Below are 20198 nucleotides of genomic sequence, written 5' to 3'. Positions count from 1 at the left end.
GCGGGATATCAGTGAGCGTTCCGGATATCCAGCCTCCAGTATTGTTGGTCATTATGTTTCGCTTCACTCGTTCGTTACGAGTAACCGCCGGACCTTGGCTGCCCTTTTCCAGAACCTCTCCCTGACTTAGCCCATGTTGTAATTCGTTCGCTGCTACAATCCGCGTCCTGTCTCTTTTTTCAATCGTACGAGGCTCGCCATATGGCTACTCCCTCCCAGCAGTCCAGCATGAAAATCTACATGCGACTGCTGAAATATGTCATCCCGTACTGGGGAGCGTTTGCCATCAGTATTGTTGGCTTCGTGCTGTTCGCTTCCAGTCAGCCAATGCTGGCGGATATGCTCAAGCATTTTCTCGATGCCCTGCAGAAACCATCGGATGCCCGTTTTCTCGGGGTTTCCCTGGTGCTCGGCGTCCCATTGTTGATTGTGCTCATCGCGGTCTACCAAGGCATAGGCTCATTTCTGGGCAACTATTACTTGGCCAAGGTCGCCCGCGGCGTGGTTCACGACTTGCGTTGCGCCTTGTTCGACAACTTGCTGACCCTGCCTAACCGCTATTTCGACAATCACAATTCCGGTCACCTGATTTCCCGGATCACCTATAACGTGACCATGGTTACGGGGGCCGCGACCGATGCGATCAAGGTGGTCATCCGCGAAGGGCTGACGGTGGTCTTTCTGTTCGGCTACCTGTTGTACAGCAACTGGAAGATGACCCTGGTGCTGCTGGCGATCCTGCCGGTGATTGCGATACTGGTGAGCAGTGCCAGCAAGAAATTTCGCAAGCAGAGCAAAAAAATCCAGGTGGCAATGGGCGACGTGACCCATGTGGCCTCGGAGACCATTCAGGGTTACCGCGTGGTCCGCAGCTTCGGCGGCGAACCTTACGAGACGCAACGTTTTCATTCGGCCAGCGCCGACAACATGAACCGCAGTCTCGGCATGACCCGCACCCAGGCGATCTATACACCGGTCCTGCAGTTGGTGATCTACGTCGGCATGGCCGTGTTGATGTATCTGGTCCTGTATCTTCGCGGCGATGCCTCGGCCGGTGAGTTGATCGCCTACATCACTGCGGCCGGCCTGCTGCCGAAACCGATCCGCCAGTTGTCCGAGGTCAGTGCCACGATTCAGAAGGGTCTGGCAGGCGCCGAGAGCATTTTCGAGCAGCTGGATGAGGAACCGGAAGTCGACAAGGGCACCAAGGAACTCGAGCAAGTCAGCGGGCGCCTGGAAGTGCGCAATCTGAGCTTCCAGTACCCGGGTACGGAAAAGATCGTGCTCAACGATATTTCGTTTACCGCCGAGGCCGGGCAGATGGTCGCGCTGGTTGGCCGCTCGGGCAGCGGCAAGTCGACCCTGGCCAACCTGATCCCGCGCTTCTATCACCACGACCAGGGGCAGATCCTTCTCGATGGGCTCGATGTCGAGGAATACAAACTGACCAACCTGCGTCGGCATATCGCTCTGGTGACCCAGCAAGTGACGCTGTTCAACGACAGCGTCAGCAACAATATCGCCTATGGCGATCTGGCCGGTGCGCCGATGGAAGATGTCCGCAAGGCTGCTGAAGATGCCTACGCCGCGGAGTTCATCGAACAAATGCCGCAGGGTTACGACACCTTGGTGGGTGAGAACGGCGTGTTGCTGTCCGGCGGCCAGCGTCAACGCTTGGCGATTGCACGGGCACTGCTCAAAAACGCACCGCTACTGATCCTCGATGAAGCCACTTCGGCACTGGACACCGAGTCCGAGCGGCACATTCAGTCTGCCTTGGACCAGGTGATGAAAGGCCGTACGACGCTGGTCATCGCCCACCGGTTGACGACCATCGAGAAGGCCGATCTGATCCTGCTGATGGATCAGGGGCAGATCGTCGAGCGCGGTACTCATGCCGAACTGCTGGCACTCAATGGTCACTACGCACGCCTGCACGAAAAGGATTTCATCGAAAGTACCGATGAGGCTATGACGGAGTCTCACGTTTGATTCTGAGTTATCTGCGAACCTGGCGAGAGAACGGTTGGACGCCTATTGAGGCCCCTGCCTATGCCAAGGCCTGGCATGAGTTTGGTGGCAGTGTTGCGAGCCATCCCGACGTGGTCGAACGCCTCGCCGGGCTGGCGGGTATTCCGGTGCGCTATCTGGGCTGGTTCGTCGCCGGTGAACTGCGTGCCGCCATCCCGACCTGGGGCCGTTATCTGGCCTTGTCCAAGGACGTACTCAAGCGTGAAGGCAAGCGCGGCCTGTTCGACCTCGGTAATGCCGAAATCATTCTGCCCGTTGCGGAGGATGCGCGGATTCGCGTGCGTCACCGCATGCGCTATGTTTCCGAGCTCAACGCCCAGACCGTCACAAACCTTGCCGAGCAGCCGGAAGGCCTGGCGCTGGCGCGTCTGCCTGAGGACTACAGCAAGAAGTTTCGCTACAACCAGCGTCGCGAGCAGCGTTTGCTGGAAGAGGCGGGCGGGGTTATCAGGCCGATGCTGGAGTTGACCGCCAGTGAGCAGGCGACCATCTATGCTGACCTGTTCCAGCGGCGCTGGAATTTCGAGGCCCCGGGCAAGACGCTTCTGACCGAGGTATTCACGCAGTTGCGTGAATTCATGACCGGCTCGCTGATCTACCTGAACGATGCACCGGTAGCCATCCAGATTCTGTACCGGGTGGAGTCACCGAAATGGATCAGCCTGGAGTACATCAACGGCGGTGTGGACCCACAAAACCGTGAGTTCAGCCCCGGTAGTGTGCTGAGTTTCGTCAATACCCAGGCAGCGTGGGAACAGGCCCGTGCAGTCGGCAAGCCGTTGCGTTACTCATTCGGTCGTGCCGATCGCGAATACAAGGATCGCTGGTGTAACCGGGTCCCGGTCTACCAGGTTTGAACGAGGTCATGCAGCCATGAGCGCACGCAAGCAGCAGTTGCTCAAGCGCCACCGAAAGCACAAGCGCCTGGTGTTGCTCGGGGCGTTGGTGATTCTGGTGTTGTTTGGCATTTTCGTCGCATGGTGGCCGCTGCCGCTGTTCCTGCTGCTCGGCTGGGTTGCCCATGAAGCGTGGTTTGCCGATCACTTGTTCTATGCCCCTGGCGACGATTATCGTTATGACTTTGCGCCGGGCACCCCGCAGTTTCCGGTGACGCTTTCAAAGGGTCGCCTGCAGGTGACGGGTGACTTTGGCGAAGCCGAGACGCTGGTCCTGCAGCTACGTATCAAGTCCAACTGGTTGGGCCGGCTGTTCGATCCGCATGTATGGATTGGCGAGGATCGCCAGGATCTCGAGCGCGGTGTCGATGGCGAGCGCTTCCTCAATTTGTCCGGGCAGGGGGTCGCTTTAGCGGCGGGGCAGCTGTCGCTGCGCGGGCGCTTCTGTAGTGTCGCGCAGCAGGCCACTTTGCATGCCCTGAGCAACCCTGACTATGGCCAGCAGCGACTGATGATCGTAGCCCCCCATGCCGACGACGCCGAACTGGCCGCGTTCGGCCTGTATAGCCGAGCCGCCGAAGTCTCGATTATCACCCTGACCCAAGGTGAGATCGAAGCCGAGAATTATCGAACCCTGGGCCTGGATGCCACACAGGCTGCTCGACTCAAAGGGCGCCTGCGCAGTTGGGACAGCCTGGCGGTGCCGCTCTGGGGCGGCGTGCCACAACACCATTGCGTGCAATTGGGCTACTACTGCCTGCAACTGAGCGCAATGGCACAACAGCCAGAACAAAGTTTTGCTTCGCGGGAGTCGGGAGAAAGCGATATTCGCGAGCGGCGTTGCAACAATTCGCTGAAGCTGCCCGGCGATCTCGATGGCCAGCCGCATTGGCGTAATCTGGTGGCCGATCTGGCTCGCTCGCTTGAACATTTCCGTCCTGAGGTGGTGGTGACTCCACACCCGGAACTGGACCCCCACAGCGATCATGTTGCCAGCACCCGCGCCTTGCTCGAGGCGATCGAAATCAGCGCCTGGCGGCCGCGCACGTTGCTGCTCTACGCCAATCACCTGCACGATAACGATCGCTGGCCGATGGGGCCGGCGGACTATGGGATTGCCCTGCCGCCGACCATCGAGCCGTTGCCGGCCGATGCGTTGTGGAGTCCGTCGCTGGGCGCCGAGTCCCGGTTGGACAAGGCCATGGCGCTGGGCATGCAGCATGATCTGCAAGGTCGCCCACCCTTGAAGAAACGCTTGCGCCGGCTGATTCAGCGCATATTGGCTGGCCGTCGTTGGCCGGCCACTGGGGAAGACGAGTTTTTCCGCAAGGCAGTGCGCCGCCATGAGCTGTTCTGGGTGCGCCCGCTGGATCGTCCTATTAATGATGACCGTCGCTGAGCCGTTTGCTCGCGTTCGGTCGCCTTCTTTCGCTATGTTATTATCCGCGACGTTTTTATCGCCTCTGGAGTTTCCATGAAGTTGTCCATGCCACGATTCGATCAGGCCCCTGTCCTGGTGGTCGGCGATGTCATGCTCGACCGTTACTGGCATGGTGGTACCTCACGGATTTCTCCTGAGGCACCGGTGCCGGTGGTCAAGGTCGAACAGATCGAGGACCGCCCGGGTGGTGCTGCCAACGTTGCCTTGAACATCGCCGCTCTCGGCGCGCCCGCGTCGCTGGTCGGGGTGACCGGTGACGACGAGGCCGCCAACAGCCTGGCCAACAGCTTGCGTGGCGCAGGTGTGCGGGCGTTGTTCCAGCGCATTGCCCACCAGCCGACCATCGTCAAGCTGCGGGTCATGAGTCGTCACCAGCAACTGCTGCGGATCGACTTCGAAGAGCCCTTTGCTACCGATGCGCTGGCGTTGGCCGGTGAGGTCGAAAACCTGCTCGAAGGTATCAAGGTGCTGGTGCTGTCCGACTACGGCAAAGGTGCGCTGAAAAATCATCAGGTGCTGATCCAGGCTGCGCGTGCGCGTGGCATTCCGGTGCTGGCGGATCCGAAAGGCAAGGACTTTTCGATCTACCGCGGTGCGAGTGTGATCACGCCCAATCTCAGTGAATTCGAGACCATTGTCGGCGGTTGCGCCGATGAGCATGAGCTGGTGACCAAGGGCGCCCAGCTGATGCACGACCTCGAACTGGGTGCCTTGCTGGTAACCCGTGGCGAACACGGCATGACCCTGTTGCGCCCCGATCACCCGGCGCTGCACTTGCCGGCTCGGGCTCGTGAAGTGTTCGACGTGACCGGTGCCGGTGACACGGTTATTTCCACCCTGGCGGCGGCGATTGCCGCTGGCGAGGAATTACCTCATGCCGTGGCCCTGGCCAATCTGGCCGCAGGTATTGTGGTTGGCAAGCTGGGTACGGCGGCGATCAGTGCGCCAGAACTGCGTCGCGCGATCCAGCGCGAGGAAGGTTCGGAACGTGGAGTGCTGAGTCTCGATCAGTTGTTGCTGGCGATCGACGATGCTCGTGCGCATAAAGAGAAAATAGTCTTCACCAATGGTTGCTTCGACATTCTGCATGCCGGGCACGTGACCTATCTGGAGCAGGCTCGGGCACAAGGTGATCGCTTGATCGTTGCGGTCAATGACGATGTCTCGGTCAGTCGCCTGAAAGGCCCGGGTCGACCGATCAACAGCGTCGACCGACGCATGGCGGTACTGGCCGGTCTGGGCGCGGTGGACTGGGTGATCAGCTTCCCTGAAGGCACGCCGGAAAACCTGCTGGCCCAGGTCAAGCCGGATGTGCTGGTCAAGGGTGGTGATTACGCTATCGACCAGGTGGTCGGTGCCGATATCGTCAGCGCCTATGGCGGCAAGGTGAAAGTGCTGGGGCTGGTAGAGAACAGCTCGACCACGGCGATTGTCGAGAAGATCCGCAAGGCCGAGTAAACGCGGTCACTGTGGCGAGGGGGCTTGCCCCCGCTGGGCTGCGAAGCAGCCCTAAAACCTGTCACCGTGTTTATTCAGCTAGATTGAATTGTCCGGTTTTGCGACTGCTGCGCAGTCGAACGGGGGCAAGCCCCCTCGCCACAGGTGGTATCACTTTGCGTTTAGCGCGCCACGCTTCTGGGCACGATCTTCTTCAGCAACTGCCGCGCCCTACCGGTCAGGCGTTTGAAGCTTGAGTCCTTGCCCGGTTGGTTCAAGCCCTGCTGCTTGAGCCAGTCCTTCCAGCGAATCCGCTCATCGCGTACCAGCCAGCCTTCCTGTCGGGCAAAGCTTTCTGCCAGATACAGTCCTCGGGTACTGGCCGGGTGGAGTTGATCCTTTTTCAAGATATAAAGCTCGGCCAGGGGTTGACCGTCCTCCAGTGGCATCAAGTACAGGTCTGGCCGTTTGCGGTCCAGCCGAGCCACCAGTTGATCCCCTTCCAGACGCTCATCGACGTGAAACAGGCTCAGGGACTTGGCCTCTTTTGGCACATCCAGGCGCAAATCGTAAATCAACTGCAGCGAAGCCGTGGGCAGATGTACGTAGGCTCTGGGTCGTTCGATCAGTTGCATCTTGGCGCAGCGCACTGGCCGCGCCGCGCCGGACAATGGGGTCAGGCGAAAGGGCAGGGCTTCGCGGTAATGCAGCGCAGACGAATAGGGTGCTGGCAGCCAGGTGTCGTTGAAGCGGCCGCCGAGCCAGCCCTCCGGGGTTTCCAGCAAGCACTCTTCGGCAATCTCCTGAATCGCGGTATGCAGCGGCAGGTTCAGTTCGTGGGCCGGCACATAACCGGAGATCAACTTGAGCACCACATCGCCACGATCCTGACGGCGTTGGCGAACCAGCACCCAGTAATCGCGATTCTGCCAATGCAGGGTCAGGCGAACCGAAACCCCAAGGTTGGCCAGTTCGAGAGAAAAACGTTCAGCGTCGACAACCGTCACCGGACGGCGACGCTGCAAGGTTTGCGAAAAATTCAGCGGCATCCCGACGCTGTGATAGTTCAGACCTTCGGGGGTCGCTTCGACGATCAACGGCAGAGTTTTGAAGTTGCTGGGATTCTTTCTAATGAGCGTGCGCGACATCTCAGCTCCTTCTTGCGTCGGGGGGCGGCGACCGCGTCGGCGGCGTCAGTTTTTGCGCAAAACCTGCGCAACAGTCATCACATTGTGGGCGAGGTGCAGCGGATTAATGGTCCCGACAATAGCACTGGCGACACCGGGATGCTCAAACAACAACTCGAAGCTGGCGCGGACCGGGTCGACTCCCGGGCTCAAGCAGACATGGCCGCTGGCCAGGGCCTTTTTCACCAGAATGCCTTTGCCGTGGGCGGCAGCATAGTCGATGACTGGCCGCTCGGCCTGTTCGTTGAGATTGTAGGTGACCATGGCGCAATCGCCTTGCTCCAGAGCCTTCAAGCCGCCGTCGACGGTCTTGCCGGAAAAGCCGAAGCCGCGGATTTTTCCTTCGCGTTTCAGCTCGGCAAGGGTCTGGTAGACCTCGCAGTCTTGAAGAATAGCCAAGTCGTTGCCATCCGAGTGCACCAGCACCAAATCGATAAAATCAGTTTCCAGGCGTTGCAGGCTGCGCTCCACCGAGAAGCGCGTGTGCTCGGCGCTGAAGTCGTGGTGCGACAGGCCATCGACGAATTCTTCGCCGACCTTGCTGACGATTACCCAGTCCTGGCGCTGGCCACGCAACAGTGGCCCGAGACGTTCTTCACTGCGACCATAGGCCGGGGCAGTGTCGATCAGGTTAATGCCCAGGTCGCGAGTCAACTTGAGCAGCATGCGGGCTTCGTCATCGTCGGGAATCTGGAAGCCGCTGGGGTACTTCACCCCCTGGTCGCGACCGAGTTTGACAGTGCCCAGGCCCAGCGGCGAGACCAGAAGGCCGGTGCCGCCCAGAGGTCGATGCAAGTCGTGCAAGGTGACTTGGCTCATGGCAACAATTGCTCCCAGGCCGGTTGGGCCATCGGCGGCTTTGGCAGTTCGGGCAAGGCTGGCGGGTGGCTGGGTTGAATGCCGTCACGGTCGAGGGCGGCCAGCACCCGATCGGCGAAGTCCGGCGCCAGGGCCAGCTTGGTTGGCCAGCCCACCAGCAGGCGATCCTGTTCGGCGAGGAACGCGTTATCCGGCCGGGTCAGCCCCGATTGCGCTGGCTCTGCCCGATCCACCCGCAAGGTCGCCCATTGCGCCTGGCTCAGGTCGACCCAAGGCAGCAGGTTGCCGAGTTCTTTCTGCGCTGCAGCGATTTGTGCTGCCGGTTCCCGAGCGACGCCTTCGGCTTCGGCGATATCGCCGCCCAGATACCAGACCCATTGACCATCGGTCGCCGGGTGGGTGGTGACGGTGATCCGCGGTTTCGGCCCGCCGCCCAGGCAGTGGGCGTACAAGGGTTTGAGGGTCGGGCCTTTAACGATGATCATGTGCAATGGCCGCCGTTGCATCGCCGGTTGGCTCAGGCCCAGGGCCTTGAGCAAATCCGCGTTGCCGGCGCCGGCACTGAGGACGATGCGTTGCGCGCGGATTTCCCGCCCATCGACCCGCAGGCCGACCAGTTCAGCGTTTTCCAGCAGAGGTTCGATGGTCTGGCCTGCCAGCAGGCCGTCACCGGCCAGTTCGGCCAGGCGCTGGATCAGGCTTGGTACGTCGACCACCAGTTCGGCCAGGCGATAGACCTTGCCCTTGAAGCGTTTGTCTTGCAGGGCCGGCGGCAGTTGCTCGCCCTTGACCTGATCGACCCGGCCCCGCACGGCTTTGCTGGCGAAGAAACTGGTGAGGTTGCCGGCAATCGTGCCAGGGGACCAGAGGTAGTGGGCTTCGGAGAGCAGGCGCACTCCGGACAGGTCCAGCTCGCCGTTACCGGCCAAGGCGTCACGCCAGCGCCGTGGCATGTCGGCGATGGCCTCGGAGGCGCCGGTCAGTGCACCGTGCAGCGCGTATTTGGCGCCGCCATGGATAATCCCCTGGGACTTCACGCTTTGCCCGCCGCCGAGGCTGGCGCTTTCCACCAGCACAGTCGAAAAGCCCTGGCGACGCAGGCGTGCGTTCAGCCAGAGGCCGGCAACCCCGGCGCCGACAATCAGAACGTCGGTGGAAATAACGGATGGCATGCAGCGACCTCAGGGTTCGGAACGAAGCTGCAAGTTTCAAGCTTCAAGCCTCAAGCTGCAAGCTTCAAGCAACAGTCATAGTCTGCTTGCAGCTTATGGCTTGAAGCTTGTAGCTGCTTCTAGTGCCCCGCCGTATTCGAGAACAGCTGAATCACTACCACCCCCAGAACGATCATGCCCATGCCGATGATGGCCGGGATATCGAGTTTCTGCCCGTAGATAAACAGCGCGGCAATGCTCACCATCACGATGCCCATGCCGGCCCATACCGCGTAGGTCACGCCGACTGGAATGGTGCGCACCACCAGGGTCAGCATCCAGAAAGCGATACCATAACCTACGATGACCAGCAACAGAGGGATTGGCGTGCTGAAGCCCTTGACCGCTTTCATCGAAACGGTGGCGATCACTTCGGCGCAGATGGCAATGGCCAGATAGTAATAAGCGTTCATGGGCGAATCCTCGTATTTATTGCTGCTTTCTGAGGTCGGCATTCTAGAGGTTGCACAGATGGGGTAAAGTCATTACCTATCTGTTCTGAAGATGGGTTGAGCGATGAATGTGCAGTGGAATCTGGAACAACTGCGCTTGTTCGTCAGCGTAGCCGAACAGCGTTCGTTTTCTGCCGTGGCCCGGGACCAGCGCAAGGCGCAGTCGGCGATCAGCAGTGCTATAGCGATGCTGGAGGAAGACCTTGGGGTCAGCCTGTTCGACCGCAGCAGCGGTCGTCAGCCGAAATTGACCGAAGCGGGCCAGGCCTTGCTCGAAGAGGCCCGGGAAGTCTTGCGTCAGTGCGAGCGCCTCAACGGGCGAGCCTTGGCGTTGATGCGCGGGCAGGAAGCACGCCTGCGCCTGGCTCAGGATGAGGCGATGCCTTATCAGCCGGTGATCGACAGCCTCGAAGCCTTGGCCGAACAATTTCCCAGCCTTGAAGTGCAATTGACCAGCGCGGCCCAGGGCGATGTGGCGCGCAAGCTGGTGGAGCGTCGGGCCGATCTGGGTTTGCTGTTTTACCATGACCAGATCCCCGAAGCCCTCGAACGGCGGGTGCTGGGCAGTGTCGAGATGGTGACAGTGTGCGGCGTGGGGCATCCACTGGCGGCCGAAGGAAAGGTGGACTGCCAGCAAATGGCGCAGCATCGACAGCTGCTGATGGCTACCCAGTCCAGTGTCTATCCCGGCAGCGAGCAAGCCAGCCCGCAGGTCTGGCGCGCCGACAGCTTCTATGTGATGGCCGAGTGGCTGATGCGTGGCCTCGGCTGGGCCTGGTTGCCAAGGCACGTGGTGCAGTACCCGGCGTATCAGGGGCAGATGGTCGAACTGCTCAGCGAGTGGACCCCGCCGGCGCTGGTGGTGGAGCTGGTCTGGCGCCGCGACGAACCCCTTGGCCCGGCCGCGCGCTGGCTGGCGGAACGTTTTGCCGTGCACTTGCAGGCGATCGGCTGAAAACCCGATAAACTCCGCCGCCATGAATAGAACTCTCTACACCTTACTGTTTTATCTCGGGCTGCCGTTGGTGGCAGTGCGTCTGTGGCTGCGGGCGCGCAAGGCGCCGGCCTACGCCAAGCGAATCGGCGAGCGCTTTTCCATTGGCTTGCCAGCGATGCGCCCAGGCGGGATCTGGGTGCACGCAGTCTCGGTCGGTGAAAGCATCGCCGCGGCGCCGATGATCCGCGGTCTACTCGAGCGTTATCCACAGCAGCCCATCACCGTGACCTGCATGACCCCGACCGGCTCGGAGCGGATCAAGGCGCTGTTCGCCAATGAACCGCGGATTCAACACTGCTATCTGCCGTATGACTTGCCTGGCGCGGCGGCGCGGTTTCTCGAGCGGGTCCAGCCGAAGTTGGCGGTGATCATGGAAACCGAACTCTGGCCCAATCATATTCACCAGTGCGCCAAGCGCGGGATTCCGGTGGCGCTGGCCAATGCGCGACTTTCGCAACGTTCGGCCAAGGGCTACGGACGTTTTGCCAGGCTGACCCAGCCGATGCTCAGTGAAATGAGCTGGTTCGCGGTGCAGACCGAGGCAGAGGCCCAGCGCTTCCGTGATCTCGGTGCGCGGCCGGAAACGGTCGAGGTGACCGGTTCGATCAAGTTCGATCTGAGTATCGATCCGCAATTGCTGGAGCGTGCCGCTCAATTGCGTGGTCAATGGCAGGCGGCGCAGCGCCCGGTGTGGATCGCCGCCAGTACCCATGAAGGTGAAGACGAAATAGTGCTGGCAGCCCATCGGCAGTTGCTGGTCAATCATCCGGACGCCTTGCTGATTCTGGTGCCGCGCCATCCGGAGCGCTTCAACGCGGTCTTCGAGTTGTGCCGGCAGCAGGGCTTCGCCACCGTGCGCCGCTCAACGGCGGAACCGGTCAGCGCCAACACCTCGGTGCTGCTCGGCGACACCATGGGCGAATTGCTGTTTCTCTATGCCCTGGCAGACAGCGCATTTGTCGGCGGCAGCCTGGTGCCCAACGGTGGGCATAACCTGCTGGAACCGGCAGCCCTGGCCAAGCCGGTGCTGAGCGGCCCGCACTTGTTCAACTTCCTCGAAATCGCCGCGCTGTTGCGTGAAGCCGGGGCGTTGCAGGAAGTTGAAGATGCCCAAGGGTTGGCGCTGGCGGTGCAGCGGCTGTTCGAACTGCCGAGTGATGCGCAGAAGATGGCCGAGGCGGGGCTCAAGGTGATGCGCGCCAATCAGGGGGCGCTGAAGCGTTTGCTGGATGGGTTGGGGCGATTGATCGACCGTTAGATCGGGTTGCCCTGACGAAAAAGATCGCAGCCTGCGGCAGCTCCTACATAGGATAGATGTCCACCCGTAGGAGCTGCCGCAGGCTGCGATCTTTTGATTTTTTGATTTTTTGATTTTTTGATTTTTTGATTTTTTGATCTTTTGATCTTTTGATCTTTTGATCTTTTGCGGGGGGATGAAACTCAATACCCCGGATTAGCCTTGAGCTGTTCCTGTGCGGCCTTGGCCAGGTCCGGCGGCAAGAAGTCCTTGTCCGGGTTGTAGTCAGCTTTCAGGTAGCGCGATAGCTCCTGCAAATCCCCCGGGTTCAAGGTGCCGGCTGCTTGCTTGAGGCGCAGGTTGTCGAGGATGTAGTCGTAGCGGGTGTTGTTGTAGTTGCGCACCGAGGTATAGAGCTCACGCTGAGCGTCCAGCACGTCGACGATATTGCGCGTCCCCACCTGATAACCGATCTCCGTGGCTTCCACCGCGCTCTGGTTGGAGATGATCGACTGGCGGCGCGCCTGCACCTGCTCGACGTCGGTATTCACCGCGCGGTGCAGGTTGCGGGTGTTTTCCACCACTTGCCGGCGCAAGGCTTCGCGTTGCTGTTCAGTCTGGTTTAGCCGGGAGTAGGACTCGCGAACCTGAGAACTGGTCAGGCCGCCGCTGAAGATCGGTATATTCAATTGCAGGCCGATGGTGCGTTGCTCGACGTCACTGCCATAACGTTGGCCCAGCGGGTTCGGGTTGCTGAAACCGAGGGCGTCGTTGTCGCCTTTCTTGTATTGCGCGACCGCATCGAGGGTCGGCGCGTGGCCGGCCTTGCGTTGTTTGAGGGTTTCTTCGGCGGCGCTGACTGCATAGTTGCTGGCCAACAGATTGAGGTTCTGTTTGGCGGCGGTGTCGACCCAGGCCTTGGCATCGTTCGGTGTTGGTGCCAGCACCGGCAACGTGTGGACGATGCCTTGAATTGAGTTGTACTGGCGGTTGGTCAGGGTGATCAGCGCTTCGAACGCATCATCTACCTGGCGTTGCGCGAGGATCCGGTTGGCTCGTGCGGTATCGTAGCTGGCCTGGGATTGCAGTACGTCGGTCTTGTCCGAGAGGCCGACATCGAAGCGTTCGTTGGATTGATCCAGCTGGCGCTTGAATGCGGCTTCTTCGGCCTTGGTCGAAGCCAGGTTGTCCTGGGCACGCAGCACCGTGAAGTAGCTGTCGGCACTTTGCAGGATCAGGTTCTGCTCGGTCGCGGAGAGCTCCAGGGCGGCTTGTTCATTCACCGCCTCGGCGGCTTGCAACTGGAACCAGCGATCGGCGCGGAAGATCGGTTGTGCCAGGGTCGCCTGATAGGACGTACCACTGCGGGTGGCGCTCATCGACGGCTGGTCGAAGTCGGTCCGGGTGTTGTTCAGGTCGGCACCGGCCGAGAGGTTCGGCAACAGGCCGGCACGGGCCTGGGGCACGACTTCCTTGCGCGCATCGTAATTGGCGCGGGCGGCAGCGAGATCGGCGTTATTGTCCACCGCTTCCTGGTAGACGCTGACCAGGTCGGTTTTAGTCGATAAGGGCGCTTCTGCTGCCCAGGCCATTCCATTGGACGCACAAGACACGGCGAGGGCCAGTGAGAGTTTGCGCAGCATGAGGCGATCCCTAGAGTGAATATTACAGCGATAATTTAAACGCCAAGGCTACGGCGCGCGGTGCAGAGCGTCAAGGTCGGCACAACCTAGCGAGTGTAGTTGTGCAGGCTTGCGGCAACAATCCGATAATTGCGCCATTCATCACGCTGTTTGCACCGGTGTTGGCGTTCTTTGTGAGTTCTGTCTAGACTGGCCACGTTCTTGTCGGGGTGCCTTGCTATGAGGCTGAGATCGGATAATTCCGGATCCCGTTGAACCTGATCAGGTTAGCGCCTGCGTAGGGAACAAGATTTCTCGTCACCCGGCGAGTCCTCTTGTGCTTCGTCCGGGATGTTGTTCGACAATCGAACAACCCTTTCGAGACCAAGCACAGCACCAGTCCCGGTGCGTCCGTGCATATCAAGTTCGCTCCGACAAATCCACTGCCTTGGATGCTGTCTGGAGAGCCCGTGATGAGTACAAAATTAAAAAATACCGCTAACTTGAGTGACTCGGCCAAAGTCGATCTGCAATCGGTTCAGCCCTTTACCCGCTCGCAAAAAATCTACGTCCAGGGTTCACGCCCGGACATCCTCGTGCCAATGCGCGAAGTCAGCCTCGACGTCACCCCGACCGAGTTCGGCGGCGAGATCAACGCGCCAGTCGTGGTCTACGACACCTCGGGTCCCTACACCGATCCGAACGTGATCATCGACGTGCGCAAAGGCCTGGGCGACGTGCGTTCGCCGTGGATCGACGCCCGTGGCGACACCGAGCGCCTGGCCGGCCTGAGCTCGAACTTCGGCCAGGAACGCCTTGCCGATGCAGAATTGACCGCGCTGCGTTTCGCTCATGTAAACAACCCGCGCCGGGCCAAGGCCGGTGCCAACGTCAGCCAGATGCACTATGCGCGTCAGGGCATCATCACCGCCGAGATGGAATATGTTGCCATCCGCGAGAACATGAAGCTTGAAGAAGCCCGTTCTGCCGGACTGTTGAAGCAGCAGCATGCGGGCCACAGTTTCGGTGCCAGCGTACCGAAAATCATCACCCCGGAATTCGTCCGCGAAGAAATCGCCCGCGGTCGCGCGATCATCCCGGCGAACATCAACCACGTCGAACTGGAACCGATGATCATCGGCCGTAACTTCCTGGTGAAGATCAACGGCAATATCGGCAATAGTGCGCTGGGTTCTTCCATCGAAGAAGAAGTGGCAAAACTGACCTGGGGCATCCGCTGGGGTTCGGACACGGTCATGGATCTGTCCACCGGCAAACACATTCACGAAACCCGCGAGTGGATCATCCGCAACTCGCCGGTGCCGATCGGTACTGTACCGATTTATCAGGCCCTGGAAAAAGTCGGCGGCGCTGCCGAAGACCTGACCTGGGAGCTGTTCCGCGACACGCTGATCGAACAGGCCGAGCAGGGCGTCGACTACTTCACTATTCACGCCGGCGTGTTGCTGCGTTACGTGCCGATGACCGCCAAACGCGTCACCGGGATCGTCAGCCGTGGCGGTTCGATCATGGCCAAGTGGTGCCTGGCGCACCACAAAGAGAACTTCCTCTACACTCATTTCGAAGACATCTGCGAAATCATGAAGGCCTACGACGTCAGCTTCTCGCTGGGTGATGGCCTGCGTCCGGGGTCGATTGCCGACGCCAACGACGAAGCACAATTCGGCGAGCTGGAAACCCTCGGCGAGCTGACCAAGATCGCCTGGAAGCACGACGTGCAAACCATGATCGAAGGCCCGGGTCACGTGCCGATGCAGTTGATCAAGGAGAACATGGACAAGCAGCTCGAGTGCTGCGACGAGGCGCCGTTCTACACCCTTGGCCCATTGACCACTGACATCGCACCCGGTTACGACCACATCACCTCCGGGATCGGTGCGGCAATGATCGGCTGGTTCGGTTGCGCCATGCTCTGCTACGTCACGCCGAAGGAACACTTGGGCCTGCCGAACAAGGATGATGTGAAGACCGGGATCATCACCTACAAGATCGCCGCCCACGCGGCGGACTTGGCCAAAGGGCATCCGGGGGCCCAGATTCGCGACAATGCCTTGAGCAAGGCACGCTTCGAATTCCGTTGGGAAGACCAGTTCAACCTCGGCCTCGATCCGGATACCGCGCGTTCGTACCACGACGAAACCCTGCCGAAGGATTCGGCCAAGGTCGCGCATTTCTGCTCCATGTGCGGGCCGAAATTCTGCTCGATGAAAATCACCCAGGAAGTCCGTGAATACGCGGCCAACCAGCTGATTGAAGCGGTCGATGTAGACGTGGCGCAAGGCATGGCGGAACAGTCCGAGCGATTCAAGAAAGAAGGCAGTCAGCTGTACCAAAAGGTGTGATCTGACCTGCGGGGCCTGAAAGGGCCTCATCGCGAGCAAGCTCGCTCCCACATTTGATTTGTGTCGTACACACATCCCCTGTGGGAGCGAGCTTGCTCGCGATGGCGATCACCACAACAACAAATGTCCCTCTGAGATAACACTCTTGAGCATTCAACCCAGTACTTACTCCCCCGACCACGCCGTGCCTCTGGCCAAGCGCGTATTCGGTGCGCGCGATCTGTTTTCCCTGTGGTTTTCCCTAGGCATCGGCCTGATGGTCTTGCAGACTGGCGCTTTGCTTGCGCCGGGCCTGGGCCTTTCGGGTTCGTTGCTGGCGATTTTTCTTGGCACTGCAGTGGGCGTTCTACTGCTAGCTGCTGTTGGCGTGATCGGAAGTGACACCGGCCTGTCGTCGATGGCCGCCCTAAAACTCAGCCTCGGCAACCGTGGCGCGAGCCTGCCGGCGGTGTTGAACCTGCTGCAACTGATCGGTTGGGGCTCGTTCGAAATCATCGTCATGCGCGATGCCGCCAGCCTGTTGGGCACCCGAGCCTTCAGCGAAGGCAGCCTGCTGTCAAATCCGCTGCTCTGGACCTTGTTCTTCGGTGGTTTGGCGACCTTGCTGGCCGTCAGCGGCCCGCTGACCTTCGTGCGACAGATCCTGCGCAAATGGGGCATCTGGCTGCTGCTGGCAGCCTGTATCTGGTTGACCTGGAACTTGTTTGCCAAGGCTGACCTGGCCACGTTGTGGGCTCAGGCCGGTGACGGTTCGCTGCCGTTTGCGGTGGGTTTTGACATCGCGATCGCCATGCCGCTGTCCTGGCTGCCGCTGATTGCCGACTACTCGCGTTTCGGCAAGCGCGCCAAAAACGTATTCGGTGGCACCGCAGTAGGGTTCTTTATCGGTAATTTCTGGCTGATGAGCCTGGGCGTCGCCTACACTCTGGCATTCGCGCCCAGCGGTGAAGTGAATGCCTTGCTGCTGGCGCTGGCCGGTGCAGGCCTGGGGATTCCATTGCTGTTGATTTTGCTGGATGAGTCGGAAAACGCTTTCGCCGACATTCACTCGGCAGCAGTGTCCAGCGGGATTCTGTTGCGCTTGAAAGTCGAGCATCTGGCGTTGACCATCGGTGTGGTCTGCACACTGATCGCGTGCTTCGCGCCATTGGCGCAATACCAGAACTTCCTGTTGTTGATCGGCTCGGTGTTCGCGCCGTTGTTTGGTGTAGTACTGGTGGAGCACTTCATTCTGCGCAAGCGCAGTGCGCAAGTGGCATCGTCGATGTTGCGCTGGCCGGCATTATTGGCCTGGTTGGGCGGGGTAAGCACCTATCACCTGCTGGCCAATTTCTACCCGGAAATCGGTGCAACCCTGCCGTCACTGGTTCTGGCAGGGCTGTTGCAGTGGGTGCTGGGCCGGGCTTTCAGCTACGGCCGGGAAACAGCTCGGGCTTGAGAATGCCATTGAGGCGCGGGTAGGGGATCTTCAGTTCGATGTGGCCCAGGGCGTAAGGCGCGATGGTGCTCACTTCGTACTTGAGGATCACCCCACCGTAGGTCAATGCCACATTCGCGGTTTTCTGGAACGGCCAGCTTTTCACGAACTCGGCTTCCTGAGCCAGCTTGGTGCTGATCAGCCAGCTGTTGTGCGCCACTTGAGCGGCCTTCCAGAACGCCTCTTCCTGCCCCGGCAGCAGCATGTCCGACAGATTCAGCACCTTGTGCTGCTGGCGCGAATAGTTGATGAAGCCACGGCCTGGCTGGCCATGGGCGCCGCCGGTATCCAGATAGCTGGACAGTTCGACGATCACCAAGCCGTCATGCTGCTCACGTACCTTGGCTTGCAAGTAGCTGCTGTGGCGGCTGCCGGCCTCACGCAGGAACTGCTCCCGGTAGGCGTTAAGCGACGTCGGCAGCGGTGCGTCCGGCGAGGTGCGGGTCATTTGCAGCAGACGCTTTTCAATGATGGCGTCCAGTTGCGGCTCGGCAGGAAAACGCAGCGTGTCGATATTTACCAGCGGGCAATCAGCTGCGCTGCAGCCCGGTTTGATTTGCTCCGAGGCGTCACGAGTGGTTTCCAGTGGTGCCCGGTAATTGGGCTGGAACAGACTTTGACAGGCGCCCAGGGTCAGGGCGATACAGGCCATGGAGGCGATTTTGACAAGCGACATGGGCGTCCTTCATGAATCAGGGAAAGGCGAAAAGTTATTCGCTTCGACTATCAGCGGGGCAGTCAGTTCGCCGCGAGGTCGTGTTGGCGTTAAATGACGACAGTTAACGCCAACACGACCTACGCTAATTAGAATTGGTTTTGCCCTCCGCCGTCTATCCTGCTGTCTGGAAAGGGGCTGCATCAACAGGCGAGAGCGCGTTAGGATGGCGCGAAGTCGAGGGGAGCCTCGGATCGGACCGCAAGTACGAGGATTGATATGACTGACGTTGCCAATGCCATTCCAACAGCCGTTGAGATCGTTCGGCGCGAGAAATGCTTTAAAGGCTTCTACCAGCTTGATCGCGTACATCTGCGCCATGAATTGTTTGCCGGCGGAATGGGTCGTGAGATCAGTCGTGAACTCTTTGTTCGCCATGATGCGGTCTGTGTGCTGCCCTATGATCCGCAGCGCGACGAAGTGGTGTTGATCGAGCAGTTTCGGGTGGGGGCCATGGGCAAAGTCGCCAATCCGTGGCTGGTGGAACTGGTAGCCGGTCTGATCGATAAGGATGAGCAACCGGAAGAAGTTGCTCACCGCGAAGCGCAGGAGGAAGCTGGACTTGTGTTCTCCGCACTCTGGCCGATGACCAGGTATTTTCCATCACCGGGTGGCAGCACCGAATACGTACACCTGTTTCTGGGGCGTTGTGACAGTACTGGGGCCGGCGGCTTACATGGGCTGGAGGAAGAGGCAGAAGATATCCGGGTGACGGTCTGGGCGTTCGAAGATGCCCTGCAGGCCGTACGCGACGGACGAATTTCCAACGCGGCAAGCATCATTGCCCTGCAATGGCTGGCTTTGAATCGCGTTGAAGTGAGGGGGTTATGGTCGTAAACAAGCAGCGCGATCGCTACCGGGTCGATCTGGTGGGGCTGCAAGCCTCTTGCGAGGCGAACTACGCTCGTTTGATGCGCCTGTTGCCAGACATGCGCGAGCAACCGCTCGCGCGGCGCATTGCCGTCACCCAGGGTGACCAGATGCTTGGCGTGCTGGCGCTGGAGGTGCTGCTGGCCTGTCCTTACACCACCACGCTGCGAGTGCGGCAGGAACACAGCCTGCCCTGGCTGCCGGTGCCGCAACTGGAGGTTCAGGTCTATCACGACGCACGGATGGCGGAAGTCGTCAGTGCCGAACATGCCCGGCGTTTTCGCGGGATCTACCCCTATCCGAATGCCTTCATGCACCAGCCGGACGAAAAAGCCCAGCTCAATGTGTTCCTCGGCGAATGGTTGAGCCACTGCCTGGCCTGCGGGCATGAGGTCGAGGTGGTGCGGTAGATGTGAACTGCGTCCACTTCGCAGGTTTCCCCTTTTAAGTTTCCCCCAGCATAATTGGGTCATTCATCATTTCAGTGATCATGCCTTGGGAGAACGCCTTGCCGAGCGTATCCACTCTAACTTCTGACGATTCAGCGCTGCTGGTGCAACTCTCTGACAGCCATCTGTTTGCCGAGGCAGAGGGAACGCTGCTGGGCATGAATACCCGTGACAGCCTGCAGAAGGTTATCGAGCTGGTCCGCACGCAACAGTCTCAGATAGATCTGATGATCGCCAGCGGCGACCTGTCCCAGGACGGCACGCTTGAGTCCTACCAGCAGTTTCGTGACATGACCCGGCAGATCGATGCACCGGCGCGCTGGATTCCGGGCAATCACGATGAACCGCGGATCATGGCCGAGGCAGCCACCCAGAGCCAGCTGCTTGAATCGGTGGTGGATCTCGGTAACTGGCGGGTCACCCTGTTGGACTCCGCCGTGCCGGGCTCCGTGCCGGGGTACTTGCAGGATGAGCAGTTGCAGTTGCTCGCCCGCTCCCTGAGCGAAGCTCCGGACCGTCATCATCTGGTGTGTTTTCACCATCATCCGGTTTCCATCGGTTGCGCCTGGATGGAACCGATCGGTCTGCGCAATCCTGAGGCGCTGTTCGCCGTGCTCGACCGCTTTCCACAGGTTCGTGCAGTGCTGTGGGGGCATGTGCATCAGGAAATCGACCGGTTGCGTAATGGCGTTCGTCTGCTGGCTTCGCCGTCGACCTGCATCCAGTTCGAACCCGGCAGCGAGGAGTTCAAGGTCGATGACCTGGCTCCGGGCTATCGCTGGCTGCGATTGCTGCCGGACGGACGGCTGGAAACCGGGGTTGAACGGGTGACCGGCTTCGATTTCCAGGTCGATTATGGCGGCCCGGGATACTGAGGTGCCAGAGCCGATTGTGTGGCGAGGGAGCTTGCTCCCGCTGGGCTGCGCAGCAGCCCCAAAAGCATTCAATCGAGTTCAGTCAGGTACATCGTGCCAGCAGGATTTACGACCGCTCC

Annotated in this window: 17 protein-coding genes and 1 riboswitch; of the genes, 11 read left to right on the top strand and 6 right to left on the bottom strand. The window is 60.1% G+C overall.

Going from position 1 to position 20198, the window contains the following annotated elements; translation table 11 throughout:
• The first annotated feature begins 201 nt into the window (after positions 1 to 201).
• The 4 genes from msbA to hldE all read left to right on the top strand — a co-directional run bounded on the left by msbA (position 202) and on the right by hldE (position 5826).
• Positions 202 to 1992 (top strand): lipid A export permease/ATP-binding protein MsbA, encoded by a 1791-nt coding sequence (gene msbA, locus ACA064_RS29555; RefSeq protein WP_497671250.1) that lies wholly within the window; start codon positions 202 to 204, stop codon positions 1990 to 1992.
• A complete protein-coding gene (locus ACA064_RS29550) occupies positions 1992 to 2888 on the top strand; it encodes a GNAT family N-acetyltransferase (protein WP_497674354.1) in 897 nt (298 codons plus the stop codon). Before msbA ends, ACA064_RS29550 begins: the two co-directional genes overlap by 1 nt.
• Positions 2889 to 2904: 16 nt before the next feature.
• Positions 2905 to 4326 (top strand): PIG-L deacetylase family protein, encoded by a 1422-nt coding sequence (locus tag ACA064_RS29545; RefSeq protein WP_497671249.1) that lies wholly within the window; start codon positions 2905 to 2907, stop codon positions 4324 to 4326.
• 75 nt (positions 4327 to 4401) lie between these two features.
• Positions 4402 to 5826, top strand: a complete 1425-nt coding sequence (gene hldE / locus ACA064_RS29540) for a bifunctional D-glycero-beta-D-manno-heptose-7-phosphate kinase/D-glycero-beta-D-manno-heptose 1-phosphate adenylyltransferase HldE (RefSeq protein ID WP_497671248.1) — start codon at positions 4402 to 4404, stop codon at positions 5824 to 5826.
• Positions 5827 to 5987: 161 nt separating this feature from the next.
• On the opposite strand, the gene ACA064_RS29535 is transcribed toward hldE, so the two are convergent.
• The 4 genes from ACA064_RS29535 to ACA064_RS29520 form a co-directional block, all read right to left on the bottom strand.
• The gene (locus ACA064_RS29535) at positions 5988 to 6953 is read right to left on the bottom strand and encodes a metal ABC transporter ATPase (RefSeq protein WP_497671247.1); all 966 of its coding nucleotides are present in this window, start codon (positions 6951 to 6953) and stop codon (positions 5988 to 5990) included.
• Between the two features lie 45 nt (positions 6954 to 6998).
• Positions 6999 to 7811, bottom strand: coding sequence for an aldo/keto reductase (locus tag ACA064_RS29530; RefSeq protein ID WP_497671246.1), 813 nt, complete (start codon positions 7809 to 7811; stop codon positions 6999 to 7001).
• Positions 7808 to 8983, bottom strand: a complete 1176-nt coding sequence (locus ACA064_RS29525; RefSeq protein ID WP_497671245.1) for an NAD(P)/FAD-dependent oxidoreductase — start codon at positions 8981 to 8983, stop codon at positions 7808 to 7810. Before ACA064_RS29525 ends, ACA064_RS29530 begins: the two co-directional genes overlap by 4 nt.
• Positions 8984 to 9102: 119 nt before the next feature.
• The gene (locus ACA064_RS29520; protein WP_150640474.1) at positions 9103 to 9435 is read right to left on the bottom strand and encodes a DMT family transporter; all 333 of its coding nucleotides are present in this window, start codon (positions 9433 to 9435) and stop codon (positions 9103 to 9105) included.
• 103 nt (positions 9436 to 9538) lie between these two features.
• Between ACA064_RS29520 and ACA064_RS29515 the strand changes: the two genes are divergently transcribed.
• Together ACA064_RS29515 and waaA are read left to right on the top strand one after the other, a co-directional pair.
• Complete coding sequence (locus ACA064_RS29515) at positions 9539 to 10429, top strand: LysR family transcriptional regulator (protein WP_497671244.1); 891 nt, start codon at positions 9539 to 9541, stop codon at positions 10427 to 10429.
• 22 nt (positions 10430 to 10451) lie between these two features.
• A complete protein-coding gene (gene waaA / locus ACA064_RS29510) occupies positions 10452 to 11729 on the top strand; it encodes a lipid IV(A) 3-deoxy-D-manno-octulosonic acid transferase (protein WP_497671243.1) in 1278 nt (425 codons plus the stop codon).
• Positions 11730 to 11911: 182 nt separating this feature from the next.
• Here the strand turns inward: waaA and ACA064_RS29505 are convergent, their stop codons facing one another.
• A complete protein-coding gene (locus ACA064_RS29505) occupies positions 11912 to 13351 on the bottom strand; it encodes a TolC family outer membrane protein (RefSeq protein WP_497671242.1) in 1440 nt (479 codons plus the stop codon).
• Between the two features lie 195 nt (positions 13352 to 13546).
• Positions 13547 to 13652, top strand: a riboswitch (TPP riboswitch).
• 151 nt (positions 13653 to 13803) lie between these two features.
• Here ACA064_RS29505 and thiC point away from each other — a divergent pair.
• Positions 13804 to 15693, top strand: coding sequence for a phosphomethylpyrimidine synthase ThiC (gene thiC / locus ACA064_RS29500; RefSeq protein WP_497671241.1), 1890 nt, complete (start codon positions 13804 to 13806; stop codon positions 15691 to 15693).
• Positions 15694 to 15721: 28 nt separating this feature from the next.
• On the top strand, positions 15722 to 17131 hold the full coding sequence (gene cytX, locus ACA064_RS29495; protein ID WP_497674353.1) for a putative hydroxymethylpyrimidine transporter CytX: 1410 nt from the start codon (positions 15722 to 15724) through the stop codon (positions 17129 to 17131).
• Here cytX and ACA064_RS29490 read toward each other — a convergent pair.
• Positions 17100 to 17846: an RsiV family protein gene (locus ACA064_RS29490; protein ID WP_497671240.1), complete on the bottom strand. Its 747-nt coding sequence runs from the start codon at positions 17844 to 17846 to the stop codon at positions 17100 to 17102. The two genes, cytX and ACA064_RS29490, sit on opposite strands and share 32 nt — an antisense overlap.
• A gap of 258 nt (positions 17847 to 18104) precedes the next feature.
• Between ACA064_RS29490 and ACA064_RS29485 the strand changes: the two genes are divergently transcribed.
• From ACA064_RS29485 to cpdA, 3 genes are all read left to right on the top strand, one after another.
• On the top strand, positions 18105 to 18722 hold the full coding sequence (locus tag ACA064_RS29485) for an NUDIX domain-containing protein (protein WP_497671239.1): 618 nt from the start codon (positions 18105 to 18107) through the stop codon (positions 18720 to 18722).
• Complete coding sequence (locus ACA064_RS29480) at positions 18713 to 19165, top strand: DUF1249 domain-containing protein (RefSeq protein WP_150803027.1); 453 nt, start codon at positions 18713 to 18715, stop codon at positions 19163 to 19165. Before ACA064_RS29485 ends, ACA064_RS29480 begins: the two co-directional genes overlap by 10 nt.
• A gap of 98 nt (positions 19166 to 19263) precedes the next feature.
• Positions 19264 to 20079 (top strand): 3',5'-cyclic-AMP phosphodiesterase, encoded by an 816-nt coding sequence (gene cpdA / locus ACA064_RS29475; RefSeq protein WP_497671238.1) that lies wholly within the window; start codon positions 19264 to 19266, stop codon positions 20077 to 20079.
• The last annotated feature ends 119 nt before the right edge of the window (positions 20080 to 20198 follow it).

It is taken from the genome of Pseudomonas sp. LBUM1658, from assembly GCF_059716055.1.
This window is presented reverse-complemented; position numbering and strand designations above follow the sequence as displayed.